Consider the following 15,047-nt stretch of genomic DNA (forward strand, 5'->3'; position numbering starts at 1 on the left):
GCTTAATGAAAAGGTAACAGACGCCCTTATTTAAAAGCGTTTTTAACAGTATTTAGCTGATTTTTACGCCCGCGGCGCGCAGTTGCGATTTGGCGGCGGCAAGCGAGCCGTCAAGATCAATTGCGCGGCAAAGGCTCTCATGCAGCTCGACGGCATAGCCAAGGCGCGCTGCATCAAGTGCAGAGTAGGCGACGCAGAAATCTGTGGCGAGGCCTGTCAGCACGAGTGAGCGGATGCCGCGTTCTTGGAGATAACCATGCAGGCCAGTGGCTGTGCTGCGGTCATTTTCAAAGAAAGCAGAATAGCTGTCGATGTGGGGGCGAAAGCCTTTGCGTACAATCATCTGGGCGGCGTCTGTGCGCAGGTCGGGATGAAAGGCGGCACCATGCGAACCAATGACGCAGTGATCGGGCCAGAGGACTTGCGGGCCATAGGGCATTTCTGTGAGCTCATAGGGGCCTTTGCCCTCATGGGAGGAGGCAAAGGAAGAGTGTCCTGCTGGATGCCAGTCTTGGGTTAGGATGACGGAGCTGTGCTCGTCCATGAGCGCGTTGATGCCTGAAACGATCTGATCGCCTTCGGCGACAGCGAGCGCGCCGCCAGGGCAGAAGTCATTCTGAATGTCGATCACGAGCAGAGCGGTATCGGCGGGCATGGCGGGCTCCTTTGAGGCTTGTCCTGCGACAATGGGTAGGGGTGCATCAGGGCGAACTCAAGAGTAAACATCTTGCCGAAACCGCGATTCCCAGCTAGGCCGAGACTATGTTTATACTTGCTGCACTCTATCATTTCACTCCGTTTGAAGACCCCGCTGCGATGCAGGGGCCGCTCCAAGACGTTTGCCGAGAAAATGGAATTTCTGGCTCTCTTCTGATTGCGCGTGAGGGGATCAATGGGACGATTGCGGGCCACCGCGCCGGTCTTGATACCGTTCTTGGCTATATCCGTGCTTTGCCCGGATGTGCGACTTTGGACTGGAAGGAGAGCACTGCCGCGAGCCAGCCGTTTGCGCGCATGAAAGTGAAGCTCAAGAAAGAGATTGTCACGATGGGCCAACCTGATGTGGATCCGCGCGCCCATGTGGGCAACTATGTGGAGCCAGAGGACTGGAACGAGCTTATCCTGTCAGAAGATGTGGCCGTGATTGACACGCGCAACGATTATGAAGTTGCAATCGGCACATTTGAAGGCGCGGTCGATCCTATGACTGCGAGCTTTCGTGACTTTCCAGCTTGGTGGGAAGAGAACAAAGAGCGCTTTCACAACAAGCGGATCGCTATGTTCTGTACCGGCGGTATTCGGTGCGAAAAATCGACAAACTATTTGCTCGGACAAGGGATTGAAGATGTCTACCACCTGAAGGGTGGCATTCTGAAGTATCTTGAGAAAGTGCCTGAAGAGCAGAGCACCTGGAACGGGGAATGCTTTGTGTTTGACGGGCGTGTCTCGGTGGGCCACGGCTTGCGCGAGGGGCCCCATGAGCTGTGTCATGCGTGTCGCCGCCCTGTCCTGCCAGAAGATAAGGCGCGGGCAGAGTGGGAGCAGGGGGTTTCGTGCCACCACTGCATCGGCGAGACGACAGAGAGCGATAAGACCCGTTTTCGCGAGCGTCAGAAGCAGATCCGTCTTGCGGCCGAACGCGGCGAACAGCACATTAAGGTGGACGTGCCTGTCGAGCCGCTGGGCTAAAGGCTGGTTGACGGGTGGCCTGTTTCATCGGGCCATGGGCCAAATAGCGCTCATAGACAGGGGTCTTTGACTTATGTCCTGTTCGGCCAGCTCTGTAATATGCCAGCCTGACCCCATCTGACATCCACCACCTGAAGGGGATTCGAAAATGTATAAACTGCTTTTGACCATACCGCTTATTGCTGCGCTTGGAGCTTGCGATACGACCGACCAGAGCATGGCGGCAGGCGCGCTTGGCGGCGCTTTGATTGGTGCGGCTGTGTCGAGTTCTGATGATAGGACCAAAGGGGCGATCATCGGCGGTGTCGCGGGCGCAGTTGCTGGCAACCTGATCGGAAAAGCTCCGACGGCGGGCGACTGTGTGTATCAAAACCCAGACGGTAGCCGCTACGTGGCGCGCTGCCCCGCCTGATCTGAACCTATGACAAGACAGACAGAGGCACCGCAGTGACAAGCTGCGGTGTTTTCAGTGTTGATTCTATCTATGGTTGAGTGTCAAAGTATCACAAGGCGCTGGATTCTGTTCACGGGCGATGCGCAATCGTTCGTGGAGCAGTCGTCAGGTTACGAGTGATATTTGGGAGCTGTTCTGATTTATCAGAGGGTATTTGAGCAATTATGTCTGTTTCTGGGCGTTGCGGGAGGGTTTGACGCGCGACTAGAAGGCGCTGTCCTGTGCCTATATGGCCGGAGATGCAGCGCATGAGTATCAGTAAGCGGCTGATGGATGTGATGTTGTCGAGTCTTCTTATAGTTGTTCTATCTCCTGTGGCTCTTGTCATCGCGGGGGTGATCAAGTTGTCTGATGGGGGAGATGTATTTTATGTTGCTGAGCGGATGCGGGCGGTGAATGTGCCGTTTCAATTTTGGAAGTTTCGCACCATGAGGCTGGCTGAAGCTGAGGCGGTTCTTTCAGGAGGGCATACTGCGGGGCGTGTGACACGCGTGGGCCGTTTCTTGCGGCGTACACGTTTGGACGAGTTGCCACAGCTAATTAACATTTTGCGTGGCGATATCAGCTTTGTTGGGCCGCGTCCGCCACTACGACGCTATGTGGAGATGTGTCCTGATGTTTACAGTGAGGTCTTGAGAACGCGCCCTGGTGTGACGGGCTTGGCGACGCTCGCCTATCACCGCCGTGAGGAGGCTCTGCTTGCACCCTGTCAAACGGCCGAAGAGGCAGAGACAATCTATGTGCGTTCCTGCATCCCAGTGAAGGCGCGGCTTGATTTGATTTATGCGCGCGAGCAGAGCTTTTGCTATGATGTACAGTTGATGGTTGCGACTGTTTTTAAGCGCGTGCGGCTCAGAGCGCGTCGAGGCCGCTTTTCAAGTCGTTAAAGCTGTCGGCCTTGTCCATATGTGCGTGCAAGCGGGCGTTGTATCCGCCTTCTGTGCTGAGAGACTGCAAGAGAGGCGTGAGCGGGCTTGCTGACAGGTTTGCTGCGATGAGACTGCGCAGGAAATCTTGTGCTTTCGTTGCCTCGGCGCCTTTGTCAGCGGCCCAATCAGAGGCTGTCAGCAGCATTTGCACGACGGGGGACAAAACCGCTTGGGCCGAAAGCATGGCGCGGAACTCGGCCTCAGTTTTCATATTGAAAACATCATGCGTCGCGAAAATATCGGACACGAGATCAGACTGTGGAAAAGCGATGAGGGGCGAGCGGGTCTGCGCAATCGCGGGGAACGGGAGGACGAGGCTTTCGGCCGTCGCAGGGCCAATCAGGGACTGCACCTCGGAAAGCGGGAGATCGGCTATGAAAGAGATCACACGTTGGCCTTCTCGAAAGGTGAGCGCAGGGAGAAGCTCACGCGCGATGTCGGGCATGAGGCCGAGAAAAAGCACATCTGCCGCAGCCGCGACGTCTGCGTTGGAGGCCACGACCACGTTTTCGTAGGCGGCGTTTAGCATGGCCGCGTTGGCAGCGGAGCGCTCTGAGACTGTGATCTGGTGACCGAGCGGCGCAAGGGCCTGAACGACAGCTGTTGCGATTGTGCCTGTGCCAAGAAAACCGATTTTCATGTGGCTGTTCCTTGTGAGGATATGTTCAGAATGAAAAAAAGCCCGCGCAGGGTGAGGGCGCGGGCTTTGGATATTTAAGGCAATCAGAAAAAGCTGCTTAGCGTTTGCGATCGCGCCGCGAGGACATGGGCTGGAACGCCACGCCAACATGCGCTTCGCAGTAGGGCTTGCCTGACTGTGTGGGTAGCCCGCAGAACCAGAAATCATCGGTAGCGGGGTCGCCAACAGGCCATTTGCAGGTGCGTTCGGTCAATTCCATGAGTGTGAGACGCTTTGCTTTTTTCTCAATTTCGCTGACTTTTGCGAGGGCTTCGGCGCTGATCTCGTTGTTTGAGGGCTGCGGTGGAAGCGGCTGGCCTGCCGGAATGATGGCACGGCGCGCAGGGCTTTTGGGAATAGGCTTGGCTTCGACCTCAACCTCGGTCTCAGGCTCTGCAACGGGTGCAGGCTCGGCCACTTTTGCGGCAGCCTTGGGTGGCGCGGCTTTGGGTTTTGACGGCTTTTTGGGCGCGCTTGGAGCGGCGGCTTTGGCATCTGGCTTGGCCGCGCCTGTTGTGGTGCGGTTGGATAGGCCAAGGCGGTGTACCTTGCCGATCACAGCGTTGCGGGTGACGCCACCAAGCTCTTTGGCGATCTGGCTGGCCGACTGGCCTTCGCCCCACATCTTTTTCAATACTTCTACGCGTTCGTCTGTCCAGGACATGCGGTTTCCTTGAGGTTGGGGGGCCGTGTGCACGAGGCGGGCCAGAACTTGGATCAGCGCCCTATACTAAGCATCGTGGGCGCAGATACAAGGTGCAGAATCACTCCGAGGGTGATGCGGCTGACTTGAGATGGCTTTCTCGCCACGCCAGCAGCCCTGCGCCAGAGAGAATGGTTAGCGCGCCGACCCCCGAGACGACGTCTGGCCACGCGCCAAACAGGGCTGCATCATAAGCGGCGGCGAAGATCAATGTGGTGAATGCAAAGGGCGCAATATAGCTGGCTTCGGCGCGGGCCATGGCATTGACGAAGAAGAACTGGGCCATGGCCATTGCAGAGCCGACGCCTGCAAGGACGAGCCATTGTGAAGGACTGGGCATTTGCCATACGGGGAGCACAGCGAGGCTCGCAATGATCAGGCCGATCGCGTTGTTGACGAACAGAATTTGCAATGGCGGCTCAGAATTTGCGAGGCGCTTGATCAGGATCACTTCGAGCCCCATAAAAACCGCAGCGCCGAGGGCCAAGAGCGCACCTGCCTCGAAGCTTGCGGGGGAGGGACGCAGAAGCACAAGCGCACCAAGAAAGGCAATGGCGGCCGCGCTCCAGCGCACGGGGCCGACCCGCTCGCCCAGAAGCGGAATGGCGAAGACCATTGCAAAGACGGGGTTGAGGAAGCTGATCGCTGTGGCATCTGCCATGGGAATAAACGCGACGGCGGCAAACATCAGTGTGACGCCGCTCCAGCCGAGCAGTGAACGTGCAGTGTGGAGCTGCAAGTTTGGCCGCGAGATCTTCTGCTGGGTGGCTGTGACCACGGCGCTGATCAGGACAAAGGCGAAAAGAAAGCGGCCATGGCTGATCTGTAAGGGATGCAATGGCGTGCCAAAGCGTGGGTCAGACGCGAGCTTGGCCATCAGCGTGGAGCTGGCGATAAAGAAGGTTGCTGTGAGCATGAGCATCACGGCGAGGCGCGCATTGGGGAGGGCGAGAGCTTTCATGTGGAGAAGCGATAGAGAAGCGGCTGGCGGGGGCAAGAGGTTTTTGCTTCCCTTGGGGCAAGGGCGCTGCTAGATGGTCCGTATGTGCAACGCAGTGAACTCTTTCTTCTCACGACGCCGACGAGCGTAAGCTCGGCGACTGCACGGCTATGGGCGCGGCCACAAGGCGCTCTTTTCTGTCCCCCATGTTGACTATGCCCGCCTGCTTCGGCACTTATCGGGCTTCTTATAAGGATAAGACCTATGATCCCTTCTCTTTTGCCGACCTATAACCGTGCGCCTTTGAGCTTTGTCTCGGGTGAGGGCAGCTGGCTGACGGAAGCGGACGGGCGACGCTTTTTGGACCTTGGAGCGGGTATTGCTGTAAATGCTCTGGGGCATGCCAACCCCGCCTTGGTCGGGGCGCTCACAGAGCAGGCGGGGAAGCTCTGGCACCTCTCCAATCTCTACCAAATCCCGCAGCAGCAGGCTTTGGCGGAGAAGCTTGTGGAAGAGACTTTTGCGGACACCGTATTCTTTACCAACTCGGGCACAGAGGCCTGTGAGCTCGCCGTCAAAATGGCGCGTAAATATTGGTATGAGAAAGGGCAACCTGAGCGGGTGGAGATTATCACCTTTGAGGGCTCTTTCCATGGCCGCTCGGCGGCAGGCATTGCGGCAGCGGGCAGCGAAAAGATGACCAAGGGTTTTGGGCCGATCCTTGGCGGGTTTACCCATCTGCCATGGGGCGACCACGACGCTTTGCGCGCGGCTGTGAGCGAGAACACCGCGGCAATTCTGATTGAACCTGTGCAGGGCGAGGGCGGTATTCGTCCGCTGCCTGACCAGTGCCTGAAGGGGCTGCGCGATCTCTGCGACGAGACGGGTGCGCTGCTGATCTTGGATGAGGTGCAATGTGGCGTGGGCCGCACTGGGAAACTCTTTGCCCATGAGTGGTCAGGGATTGAGCCTGATATTATGATGGTTGCGAAGGGCATTGGCGGGGGCTTCCCGCTCGGGGCTGTGCTGGCCCGCGAAGAGGCCGCGAGCGGAATGGTCGCCGGGACGCATGGCAGCACATACGGGGGCAACCCTCTCGCCTGCGCTGTTGGTCTCAAGGTGATGGAGATTGTTTCGGACCCTGCGTTTCTAGCTGAGGTGAACGCCCGCGCGGGCGGCTTGCGCCAGAAGCTTGAGGGCTTGGTTGCGGCGCATCCTGATGTGTTTGAAGGTGTGCGCGGCGCGGGGCTGATGCTGGGCCTGAAGTGTAAGGTTGCGCCGATTGACGTTGTGAAGGCGGGGTATGAGGCGGGTGTGCTCTCTGTCCCTGCTGCGGATAATGTGGTGCGGCTTTTGCCAGCGCTGAACATTACGGAGAGTGATATTTCTGAGGCGGTGGCGCGCCTTGATAAAGCCGCGAGCGCGGTCAGTGAAGGACTTAAGGCATGAACCATTTTCTCGACATTCATAAAACGAGCAAGGACGACTTGCGCGGTATTATTGACCAAGCAGCGGCAATGAAAACGGCGCGGGCAGGACGGCCCAAGGGTGCGCTTGATGACGAGCGCCCGCTTGAGGGGCAAATGGTTGCGCTGATTTTTGAAAAGCCCTCCACGCGTACGCGGGTGAGCTTTGATGTGGGTGTGCGTCAGATGGGGGGGCAGACCATGCTTCTGACGGGCAGTGAAATGCAGCTTGGCCACGGTGAAACGATTGCGGATACCGCTAAAGTGATGAGCCGCTATGTCGACCTGATCATGATCCGTACATTTGATGAGTCTGTGCTGCTGGAAATGGCGGAGCATGCGACTGTTCCTGTGATCAACGGGCTCACGGACCGTACGCATCCTTGCCAGATCATGGCGGATGTTCTGACCTATGAGGAGCACCGCGGCTCTATCAAGGGCAAGAAAGTGGTTTGGTGTGGCGATGGCAACAATGTCTGTGCGTCCTTCCTGCATGCGGCGGCGCAGTTTGGCTTTGATATGGTCTTTGCGGGGCCAAGCCAGCTGGACCCTGAAGACGAATTTATCGGCCTTGCCCGTAAAGCAGGTGTGAGCGTGAGCCTTGAGCGGGATGCGAAGACTGCTGTGCAGGGTGCGGATCTTGTTGTCACAGACACATGGGTGAGCATGCATGACGGGCAAAGCACCAAAGAGCGCCGCCACAATATGCTGCGGCCCTATCAAGTGAACGAAGACCTGATGCGTCATGCGAAGCCTGATGCGCTGTTTATGCATTGCTTGCCTGCGCATCGCGAGGACGAGGCGACGAGCGCTGTGATGGACGGGCCGAACTCTGTGATCTTTGATGAGGCGGAGAACCGTCTTCATGCGCAGAAGGCTGTGGTGCGCTGGTGTCTAGGCAAGTAGGCGCGGCTTAAGCAGAGCTTGGGGGGCAGTCCCCCAGGCCGCAGCCAAGCTGGGGGACCAGTCCCCAGGCCCCTTGGGATATTTCTTGAAAGAGGAAGCCGTAGGAGCTTTGGTCTCTGTGCTTGCGCTTAGTGTTTTGTCCAATAGGATGCTAGCGCAAACAGGAGAGTGTGAATGTCGCGCGCGAATATCGGTATTTACGGGCTTGGTGTGATGGGGAGCGCTTTGGCGCTGAACCTTGCTGAGCAGGGATTTGACGTTGCGGTGACCAACCGCGAGGTGAGCTGGATCGCCGACTTTGTTGCAGAGGCGGGGCCGTTGGCCGAGCGTCTGCATCCGCATTCTGAGCTCTCTGCCTTTGTGTCAGGACTGAAAACACCTCGGGTGATTCTGTTTATGATCCCGTCGGGCGCGCCTATGGACAGCATGATCGCGGCTGTCACGCCGTTGCTTGAGGCAGGTGATACGATCATTGACGGGGGCAACGCGAATTTCCACGATACGCGGCGACGCGCGGAGGCGCTGGGCCAGCAGGATCTGCACTTTGTCGGTATGGGCGTTTCGGGCGGCGAGAAGGGTGCGCGGCATGGGCCGTCGATGATGGTTGGTGGTACGGCGCATTCTTGGACCCAGCTTGAACCGATGTTGAGGGCTATTGCCGCGAAATATGAAGGCGTGCCTTGTGTGGCGCATCTGGGGCCTGACGGGGCGGGGCATTTTGTGAAGACCGTGCACAACGGGATTGAATATGCCGATATGCAAATGATCGCGGAGGCTTATGGGCTGATGCGTTTTGGACTTGGAATGAGTGCACCGGAGATTGGTGCGCAGTTTGAGGCTTGGGATAAGGGACCGCTGCGCTCCTATCTTGTGGAAATCACAGGTGCGCTACTGCAATACGAGGAGGCAGGCGTTCCGTTTGTCGACCATATCCGTGATGCGGCGGGTCAAAAGGGCACGGGACGCTGGACTGTGATCGAAGCGCTGCAGATGGGGCAGAGCGCGAGTATGATTGAAGCGGCCATTGGTGCGCGGAGTTGGTCGTCGGAAAAGGTCCTTCGCGAGCGGCTTGGCGTGCAATATGGCGCAGGGCGCGGCGCTGTTTCCGTCAGCTTGGATCAAATCGCGGATGCGTTGATGGCGGGGCGTATCTTGGCCTATGCGCAGGGCTTTCGCATTTTGAGGCAGGCCGCCGAGGAATATAACTGGCCGCTTGATTTTGCGCGGATTGCGCAAATTTGGCGGGCAGGCTGTATCATACGTGCGGCCTTGCTGGACGATATCGCCGAGGCTTTTGAGAACAGTGCCAGCCATGGCGGGCAGCTTTTGGAAGCGGAGGCGATTGCGGCCAAGCTTCAGGCCGCTCTGCCCAGGTTGCGGGCTGTTGCCGGCGCAGCACTGGGGGCGGGGCATCCTGCGCCTGCCTTGAGCAGTGCTGTCAGCTTCTTTGACAGCCTGCGGATTGGCAGCGGCACGGCCAATATCATTCAGGCGCAGCGAGATTTTTTTGGCCGCCACGGCTTTGAGAGGCTCGACCAAGAGGGCAAGCATCATGGGCCGTGGTGGGACTGAACGAAGCTTTGAGCTTAGTGTACGACGGCGGACAGAATATAGAAGATCAGCCCTGACATGATGGCGGCGGCGGGCACTGTGATGACCCATGCTGCGATGATTGTCATGAAGTGTGAACGGCGCACGAGCTTGCGACGACGGCGCTCTTCTGGGGCAATACGCTGTGCATCTGGCATTGCAACCGTGCTGGCACGCATGCGCTTTGCGGCGTCCCATTCGCGGAAGAAGCCAACGCCGAAGACTGCGCCCACGGCAATATGTGTCGAGGACACAGGCAGGCCGAGCCAACTTGCGATGATCACTGTGATTGCGGCTGAGAGCGAGACACAATAGGCGCGCATTGGGTTGAGCTTTGTGATCTGTGAGCCGACCATGCGGATCAGTTTGGGGCCAAAGAGGAAGAGGCCGAAGCTGATCCCGAAGGCGCCGATGATCATGACCCACATTGGGATCGCGACTTTGTCAGCAAAGCTGCCGTATTCGGCGGCGTGCACGATGGCTGCGAGGGGGCCAACCGCATTGGCCACATCATTGGCCCCGTGGGCGAAGCTGAGCAGTGCTGCCGAGATAACCAGTGGAATGCCAAAGAGGGTTTTGAGAGATTTGTTTCGGTTCTCAAGCCCTTCAGACTGACGGCGGATCAGTGGGATTGTTACAAGCCATGCCGCGACACCAAGTGCGAGGCCGATGGCCAGAGCTGTTGGAAGATCGATCTTCATGATGCGCTTGAGGCCCTTGAGGGCAAGGTACGAAGCGAAAGCGCCCGCCATGATGCCTACGAGGATTGGAACCCACTTTTTGGCGGCTGCGATCTTGTCGTCTTGATAGATCACACGCGATTTGATCAGAGCGAGGAAGGCGGCGGCAATGGCTCCGCCCAGAACAGGCGAGATGACCCAGCTCGCGGCGATGGCGCTCATGGTGGGCCAGTTGACAGCGGAGAGGCCCGCGGCAGCGATGCCTGCGCCCATGACGCCACCGACAACAGAGTGTGTTGTTGAGACAGGCGCGCCGACCCATGTGGCGAGGTTGACCCAGAGCGCAGCGGAAATCAGCGCGGCCATCATGGCCCAGATGAACACATCGGCAGAGGCCATTGTAGAGGGGGCAATGATGCCTTTGGAAATTGTGGAGACCACATCACCGCCCGCGAGGAGCGCGCCGGCGCTTTCGAAGACAACGGCGATGGCGATGGCGCCGCTAAGTGTGAGCGCGTTGGCGCCAACGGCGGGGCCCATGTTGTTGGCGACATCGTTTGCGCCGATGTTGAGCGCCATGTAGGCGCCGAAGACGGCGGCGAGGATGACCACGTAGTTTTGCGGTTCAAAGCCGAAGAAGATCGCAGCGGACAGGCCGGCGAGGACCATAAAGGCAAGCGCTATGCCGGGGCCCATCATGGGGCGTGCAACATACTGGGTGGCATTTTCCAGATAGGATAGGCGGTGCAGGTCGCGGTCGAGTGTTTCGAGGTGATCGGCGTCGTGCTTATTGAAATCTGTCATTTTGCCCCCCTTGGCGTTCCCGCTCGGTTAGAGAAGGTTGGGGCGTAATTCAATCAATTTGTCACAAAACTGATACAAAACTGTTACAAACTGCGCAGCATGTCCTGCAGTTGGGGCTCTTGCACCATGTTTGCAGCTTCTGCTGGGCTGACCCATTTGCGCTCGCGCTGGGAGGCTTCTGGGTAGTCATCGCGCATTTCGTTGACTTTCACCGAGAAGACCAATGTTTCTACTGCCACAGGCAGGCCGCCTTTGAGCTCTTTGTCATAATTGTAGAGACCAAGCGCTTTGCCCATGACCGTGCCTTTGCGCACGCCCGCTTCTTCCCAAGCTTCTTGCAGCGCGGCTTCAGAGGCGTTTTTACCATCAATTGGCCAGCCCTTGGGAATGATCCAGCGGCCCGTATCCCGCGAGGTGACGAGCAAGATTTCTTTGTCGTCGGTGTCGTTGGCTTGCTTGTAGCACAATGCTGCGACTTGCAGCCGCTTTGGACGACGCAGAAACGGGCTGAGGAGCTCGCTCCAAGCTTTTTGGAATTGTTTATTCATAAGTGACTGACTAACTGCCGCGATTTTATTATTGATTAACACACGTATACCATTTTTTTCTGCAATTGCAAAGACGGCGCTCATGAGCGGCGTTTTGTACGCAGGGTAGGGTCTGCTTCGCGGGGGTCTTCGGGCCACGGGTGGCGGGGATAGCGGCCACGCATGTCTTTGCGCACATCAGAATAGGAGGTATCCCAGAATGCTGGGATATCCATTGTGGTTTGCACGGGGCGCTGGGCGGGCGACAGGAGCGTGACGCGTAGAGGCTTGCCCGCGACTTGGGGGTGGGTGCGCTGGCCAAACATTTCCTGAATGCGCAGCGAGATTTCGGGATCATCGCCCGCGTAATCAATCGGGATCTGACGGCCCAAGGGCGTGGTGAAATGAGCGGGGGCGTGCTGAGCCAAGAGCTGGGTTTGTTCGTAGGTCAGCTGCGCTTGGAGCGCTGAATGGATGTCAAAGGACTTCCACTGCGCATCTGTTTTTACGCCTGTAATATATGGTGTAAGCCAAACCTCCAATGTCTCAAGGAGCGCTGTGTCGGACATATCGGGCATCTCGTGGCCTGCTTGCGTCAGAAGAGCAACGCGCGCGCGTAGGCGCTCGGCGGCGGGAGAGGGCTTGAGGCCGAGCTCGCGGATGCCGCCGCACATGGCGCGGGCTGTGTCTTCTTGCGGCGCGTCTTTCCATATTCGCGATTGCAGTGCGAGTTGGCCAAAGCGCTCTTCCTCCAGCGCCATCACGCGGCGCTCGCGGCGGGACCAATGACAAGAGTTTTGCCATGTTATGTCGGGAGCGAAGACCTCACGCAGCTCGGCCTCTGATATCTGGAGCGCAGCGCGAATGCGGGCCTCGCGCGGGTGACCGTCGGTGTCTGTCACGACAAGCAGGCGGGCGGCGGCGAGTGGATCGTCATCGGCAAGATATGTGCCTTTGCCGCCCGATGTGAGAAAGCGTGGCGCATCGCCTGTGCGGCGCAGCGCGATGCGATCAGGATAGGCGAGCGCAGCCATTTGAGCGGGAGAATAGCCTGTGGGTACATCGGGCGCTGTGCGGGCGAGGCGCTTGGCTTCGGTGCGGACTTGGGCAAGCGCGGCGTGATTGACCTGATGGGGCACAGCACGGGGGTTTTCCAGCGCTTTGAGGCGCAAAGCGAGATCGGCGGGTGCGCCCTTAAGAATATCACGTTCGCTCAGAAGTGCTGCGACAGGCGCGGCAGATTTACCTGCGAGGGCAAGCATGTGGCCAAGGCGCGGGTGTACGGGCAGGGCCGCGAGCGTGCGGCCATGAGCAGTAATGCGATGCTCTGTATCATGGGCACCAAGGGCCAACAGGAGGCTTTGCGCCTCTGCGAGTGTGCCTTCGGGGGGAGCTGTGAGCAGGGGCAAATCAGCGCTGCCCCAAAGGGCGAGTTCAAGGGCGAAAGGGGCAAGATCAGCCACCTCAATTTCAGCAGGCGCAAAGGCGGGCAGCGCGCCTTCTTCGCCCCGTGTCCAGAGGCGATAGCAGGTGCCTGTCGCCACACGGCCTGCGCGTCCTTGGCGCTGGGTGGCTTCTGCACGGCTGACCTTTTCTGTAACGAGGCGGGAAAGGCCAGAGCCTGCATCATAGCGCGCGCGGCGGGCGAGGCCTGCGTCGAGCACCACGCGGACATCTTCGATGGTCAGCGAGGTTTCGGCGATGGAGGTTGCCAACACGATTTTGCGTCCAGATTTTGCGGGGCGGATGGCGGCTTGCTGATCTTTGAAGGGGAGTGCGCCGAAAAGCATGTGAACCGAGACGCCCTCGGGGACGCGTGCATCAAGCTGGGCGGCCGCGCGGCGAATTTCTCCTTCGCCCGGGAGGAACGCAAGGAGGCCGCCGTTTGTCTCGGGCAGTATGCTGAGGATTTGCTCTACCATGGCTTCGGCAATCCGTGCGCCCTTGGGAAGCGGCTTTTCAAGCCAACGGGTTTCAACAGGAAAGCTGCGGCCTTCGGATGTGACCACGGGTGCGCCGCCCATGAGCGCGGCGACGGGGGCGGCATCTAGCGTGGCAGACATCACCAGCAGCCTGAGATCATCGCGGAGGGCTTCGCTGATTTCTAGGCAGAGGGCGAGGCCGAGATCGGCGTTGAGCGAGCGTTCGTGGAACTCGTCAAAGATCACCATGCCCACGCCTGAAAGCTCGGGATCAGATTGCAACATGCGGGTGAGGATGCCTTCGGTGACAACTTCCACACGCGTTTGCTTGCTTGTCTTGCTTTCGCCGCGGATGCGGTAGCCGACTGTTGCGCCGATCTCCTCCCCAAGTGTGGAGGCCATATATTCGGCTGCGGAGCGCGCTGCGAGGCGGCGAGGCTCAAGCATGAGGATGCGGCCAGTGACGAGACCTGAACTCAGCAATGCAAGGGGTACGACTGTTGTTTTACCCGCGCCGGGAGGGGCTTGAAGCACCGCGCGCGTGCCGCTTTGGAATGCGGCGAGGAGCGCGGGGAGCGCATCATGGATCGGCAAGTTTTGCATGTCCCTTTGGAGCATGGCGCGGGCTGGACAATCAAGCGGCAAAGAGGGCATATTTTGCGCATGGATATTGAAGCAGTAGCAGACCGAATTCTTGATGGGGACCGCCGCGCTCTGGCGCGGGCGATTACGCTTGTGGAAAGTGGCCGCGAAGACCACCGCGCGGAGGCCCGTGCCCTTCTGGAGCGTCTGAAGGGGGCAGGGCGGCAAGCCTTGCGGATCGGACTTTCGGGCACGCCAGGCGTGGGCAAGTCGACGTTTATCGAAAGCTTTGGCTTGATGCTTGTGAAGGCAGGGCTGCGCGTTGCTGTGCTGGCTGTCGATCCAAGCTCGGCACGCTCTGGCGGGTCTATTCTGGGCGATAAGACTCGGATGGAATTTCTGAGCCGAGAGCCTGCGGCGTTTATCCGCCCTTCGCCAAGCCAGACCCAGCTTGGTGGTGTGGCACGGCGTACGAGGGAAGCTGTCGCACTCTGTGAGGCGGCTGGGTTTGATGTTGTCTTGATCGAAACTGTTGGTGTGGGCCAGTCGGAGACTGTTGTCGCCGAAATGTCGGATCTCTTTGTGTTGTTGCTCGCTCCAGCGGGAGGCGACGAGCTTCAAGGCGTGAAGCGCGGTATTATGGAGATGGCTGACCTGATCCTTGTGAATAAGGCGGATGGTGATCTGAAATCTGCGGCGACACGGACCTGCGCGGACTATGCGGGCGCGCTGAGGCTTTTGCGCAAGCGGGCTCAAGACCCTGAAGGCTACCCAAAGGCTATGACTGTTTCAGCGCTGGAAGAGCATGGGTTGTCTGTGGCTTGGGAGGCGATGTGCGAGCTCAATGATTGGCGGCGCGCCAATGGGCATTTCGACGGAACGCGCGCGCGACAGGCGCGGCATTGGTTTGCTGAAGATGTACGCCAAGGGCTACTGGCGCGGCTTCAAACAGGCGAGATGCGCAGTGTGATGGATGCGCTTGCGGCAGAGGTTGAGGCCGGGCAGATGACCCCCTCGGCCGCCGCGGCAGAGGCACTTGAAAAGCTTGGCGGCTAAGCGCGGCTTTCGGAAAGATTGAACAAGGGTTTTGGGCGGGCGAAAAATGCGCCATGCCTGTGGCGCGTGTGGGCCGCATGTGCTTGATTTGTCCGCAATTGCGCAGCCAGAATTGTTCTC

At 58.8% G+C, this 15,047-nt stretch carries 14 protein-coding genes; 7 read left to right on the plus strand and 7 right to left on the minus strand.

The window, feature by feature from the left end; genetic code table 11:
- Positions 1–52: 52 nt before the first annotated feature.
- Positions 53–655, minus strand: a complete 603-nt coding sequence (gene pncA / locus DSM117340_RS00520; protein WP_089886994.1) for a bifunctional nicotinamidase/pyrazinamidase — start codon at positions 653–655, stop codon at positions 53–55.
- Between the two features lie 107 nt (positions 656–762).
- Between pncA and DSM117340_RS00525 the strand changes: the two genes are divergently transcribed.
- The 3 genes from DSM117340_RS00525 (at position 763) to DSM117340_RS00535 (ending at position 3,030) form a co-directional block, all read left to right on the plus strand.
- A complete protein-coding gene (locus DSM117340_RS00525; RefSeq protein ID WP_089886995.1) occupies positions 763–1,689 on the plus strand; it encodes a rhodanese-related sulfurtransferase in 927 nt (308 codons plus the stop codon).
- A gap of 148 nt (positions 1,690–1,837) precedes the next feature.
- Complete coding sequence (locus DSM117340_RS00530; protein ID WP_089886997.1) at positions 1,838–2,101, plus strand: YMGG-like glycine zipper-containing protein; 264 nt, start codon at positions 1,838–1,840, stop codon at positions 2,099–2,101.
- A 290-nt stretch (positions 2,102–2,391) separates the two neighbouring features.
- The gene (locus DSM117340_RS00535; protein ID WP_089888823.1) at positions 2,392–3,030 is read left to right on the plus strand and encodes a sugar transferase; all 639 of its coding nucleotides are present in this window, start codon (positions 2,392–2,394) and stop codon (positions 3,028–3,030) included.
- On the opposite strand, the gene DSM117340_RS00540 is transcribed toward DSM117340_RS00535, so the two are convergent.
- From DSM117340_RS00540 to DSM117340_RS00550, 3 genes are all read right to left on the minus strand, one after another.
- Positions 2,996–3,712 carry an NAD(P)-binding domain-containing protein gene (locus DSM117340_RS00540; RefSeq protein WP_271437410.1) on the minus strand — a complete coding sequence of 239 codons (717 nt, stop codon included), beginning with the start codon at positions 3,710–3,712 and terminating at the stop codon, positions 2,996–2,998. The two genes, DSM117340_RS00535 and DSM117340_RS00540, sit on opposite strands and share 35 nt — an antisense overlap.
- Before the next feature lie 97 nt (positions 3,713–3,809).
- The gene (locus DSM117340_RS00545; protein ID WP_089887001.1) at positions 3,810–4,415 is read right to left on the minus strand and encodes a GcrA family cell cycle regulator; all 606 of its coding nucleotides are present in this window, start codon (positions 4,413–4,415) and stop codon (positions 3,810–3,812) included.
- A 100-nt stretch (positions 4,416–4,515) separates the two neighbouring features.
- On the minus strand, positions 4,516–5,415 hold the full coding sequence (locus DSM117340_RS00550; RefSeq protein ID WP_089887003.1) for a DMT family transporter: 900 nt from the start codon (positions 5,413–5,415) through the stop codon (positions 4,516–4,518).
- Between the two features lie 243 nt (positions 5,416–5,658).
- On the opposite strand from DSM117340_RS00550, the gene DSM117340_RS00555 reads away from it, so the two are divergent.
- The 3 genes from DSM117340_RS00555 to gndA all read left to right on the plus strand — a co-directional run bounded on the left by DSM117340_RS00555 (position 5,659) and on the right by gndA (position 9,338).
- Positions 5,659–6,843, plus strand: coding sequence for an aspartate aminotransferase family protein (locus DSM117340_RS00555; protein WP_089887005.1), 1,185 nt, complete (start codon positions 5,659–5,661; stop codon positions 6,841–6,843).
- Positions 6,840–7,766 carry an ornithine carbamoyltransferase gene (gene argF / locus DSM117340_RS00560; RefSeq protein ID WP_089887007.1) on the plus strand — a complete coding sequence of 309 codons (927 nt, stop codon included), beginning with the start codon at positions 6,840–6,842 and terminating at the stop codon, positions 7,764–7,766. Before DSM117340_RS00555 ends, argF begins: the two co-directional genes overlap by 4 nt.
- 174 nt (positions 7,767–7,940) lie before the next feature.
- Complete coding sequence (gene gndA / locus DSM117340_RS00565; RefSeq protein WP_089887009.1) at positions 7,941–9,338, plus strand: NADP-dependent phosphogluconate dehydrogenase; 1,398 nt, start codon at positions 7,941–7,943, stop codon at positions 9,336–9,338.
- Positions 9,339–9,352: 14 nt separating this feature from the next.
- Here gndA and DSM117340_RS00570 read toward each other — a convergent pair whose 3' ends face one another.
- The 3 genes from DSM117340_RS00570 to hrpB all read right to left on the minus strand — a co-directional run bounded on the left by DSM117340_RS00570 (position 9,353) and on the right by hrpB (position 13,892).
- A complete protein-coding gene (locus DSM117340_RS00570) occupies positions 9,353–10,840 on the minus strand; it encodes an inorganic phosphate transporter (protein ID WP_089887011.1) in 1,488 nt (495 codons plus the stop codon).
- Positions 10,841–10,923: 83 nt separating this feature from the next.
- Complete coding sequence (locus tag DSM117340_RS00575) at positions 10,924–11,388, minus strand: NUDIX hydrolase (RefSeq protein WP_089888825.1); 465 nt, start codon at positions 11,386–11,388, stop codon at positions 10,924–10,926.
- Positions 11,389–11,468: 80 nt separating this feature from the next.
- Positions 11,469–13,892, minus strand: a complete 2,424-nt coding sequence (gene hrpB / locus DSM117340_RS00580; RefSeq protein ID WP_089888827.1) for an ATP-dependent helicase HrpB — start codon at positions 13,890–13,892, stop codon at positions 11,469–11,471.
- Between the two features lie 60 nt (positions 13,893–13,952).
- Between hrpB and meaB the strand changes: the two genes are divergently transcribed.
- Complete coding sequence (gene meaB / locus DSM117340_RS00585) at positions 13,953–14,927, plus strand: methylmalonyl Co-A mutase-associated GTPase MeaB (protein ID WP_089887012.1); 975 nt, start codon at positions 13,953–13,955, stop codon at positions 14,925–14,927.
- Positions 14,928–15,047 lie beyond the last annotated feature (120 nt).

It is taken from the genome of Lentibacter algarum, from assembly GCF_040580765.1.
Classification (GTDB): domain Bacteria; phylum Pseudomonadota; class Alphaproteobacteria; order Rhodobacterales; family Rhodobacteraceae; genus Lentibacter; species Lentibacter algarum.

Excerpts from the sequence above, each read along its gene's own strand:
- pncA (WP_089886994.1), bottom strand. The coding sequence starts at position 655 with ATGCCCGCCGATACCGCTCTGCTCGTGATCGACATTCAGAATGACTTC.
- DSM117340_RS00525 (WP_089886995.1), top strand. The coding sequence starts at position 763 with ATGTTTATACTTGCTGCACTCTATCATTTCACTCCGTTTGAAGACCCC.
- DSM117340_RS00530 (WP_089886997.1), top strand. The coding sequence starts at position 1,838 with ATGTATAAACTGCTTTTGACCATACCGCTTATTGCTGCGCTTGGAGCT.
- DSM117340_RS00535 (WP_089888823.1), top strand. The coding sequence starts at position 2,392 with ATGAGTATCAGTAAGCGGCTGATGGATGTGATGTTGTCGAGTCTTCTT.
- DSM117340_RS00540 (WP_271437410.1), bottom strand. The coding sequence starts at position 3,712 with ATGAAAATCGGTTTTCTTGGCACAGGCACAATCGCAACAGCTGTCGTT.
- DSM117340_RS00545 (WP_089887001.1), bottom strand. The coding sequence starts at position 4,415 with ATGTCCTGGACAGACGAACGCGTAGAAGTATTGAAAAAGATGTGGGGC.
- DSM117340_RS00550 (WP_089887003.1), bottom strand. The coding sequence starts at position 5,415 with ATGAAAGCTCTCGCCCTCCCCAATGCGCGCCTCGCCGTGATGCTCATG.
- DSM117340_RS00555 (WP_089887005.1), top strand. The coding sequence starts at position 5,659 with ATGATCCCTTCTCTTTTGCCGACCTATAACCGTGCGCCTTTGAGCTTT.
- argF (WP_089887007.1), top strand. The coding sequence starts at position 6,840 with ATGAACCATTTTCTCGACATTCATAAAACGAGCAAGGACGACTTGCGC.
- gndA (WP_089887009.1), top strand. The coding sequence starts at position 7,941 with ATGTCGCGCGCGAATATCGGTATTTACGGGCTTGGTGTGATGGGGAGC.
- DSM117340_RS00570 (WP_089887011.1), bottom strand. The coding sequence starts at position 10,840 with ATGACAGATTTCAATAAGCACGACGCCGATCACCTCGAAACACTCGAC.
- DSM117340_RS00575 (WP_089888825.1), bottom strand. The coding sequence starts at position 11,388 with ATGAATAAACAATTCCAAAAAGCTTGGAGCGAGCTCCTCAGCCCGTTT.
- hrpB (WP_089888827.1), bottom strand. The coding sequence starts at position 13,892 with ATGCAAAACTTGCCGATCCATGATGCGCTCCCCGCGCTCCTCGCCGCA.
- meaB (WP_089887012.1), top strand. The coding sequence starts at position 13,953 with ATGGATATTGAAGCAGTAGCAGACCGAATTCTTGATGGGGACCGCCGC.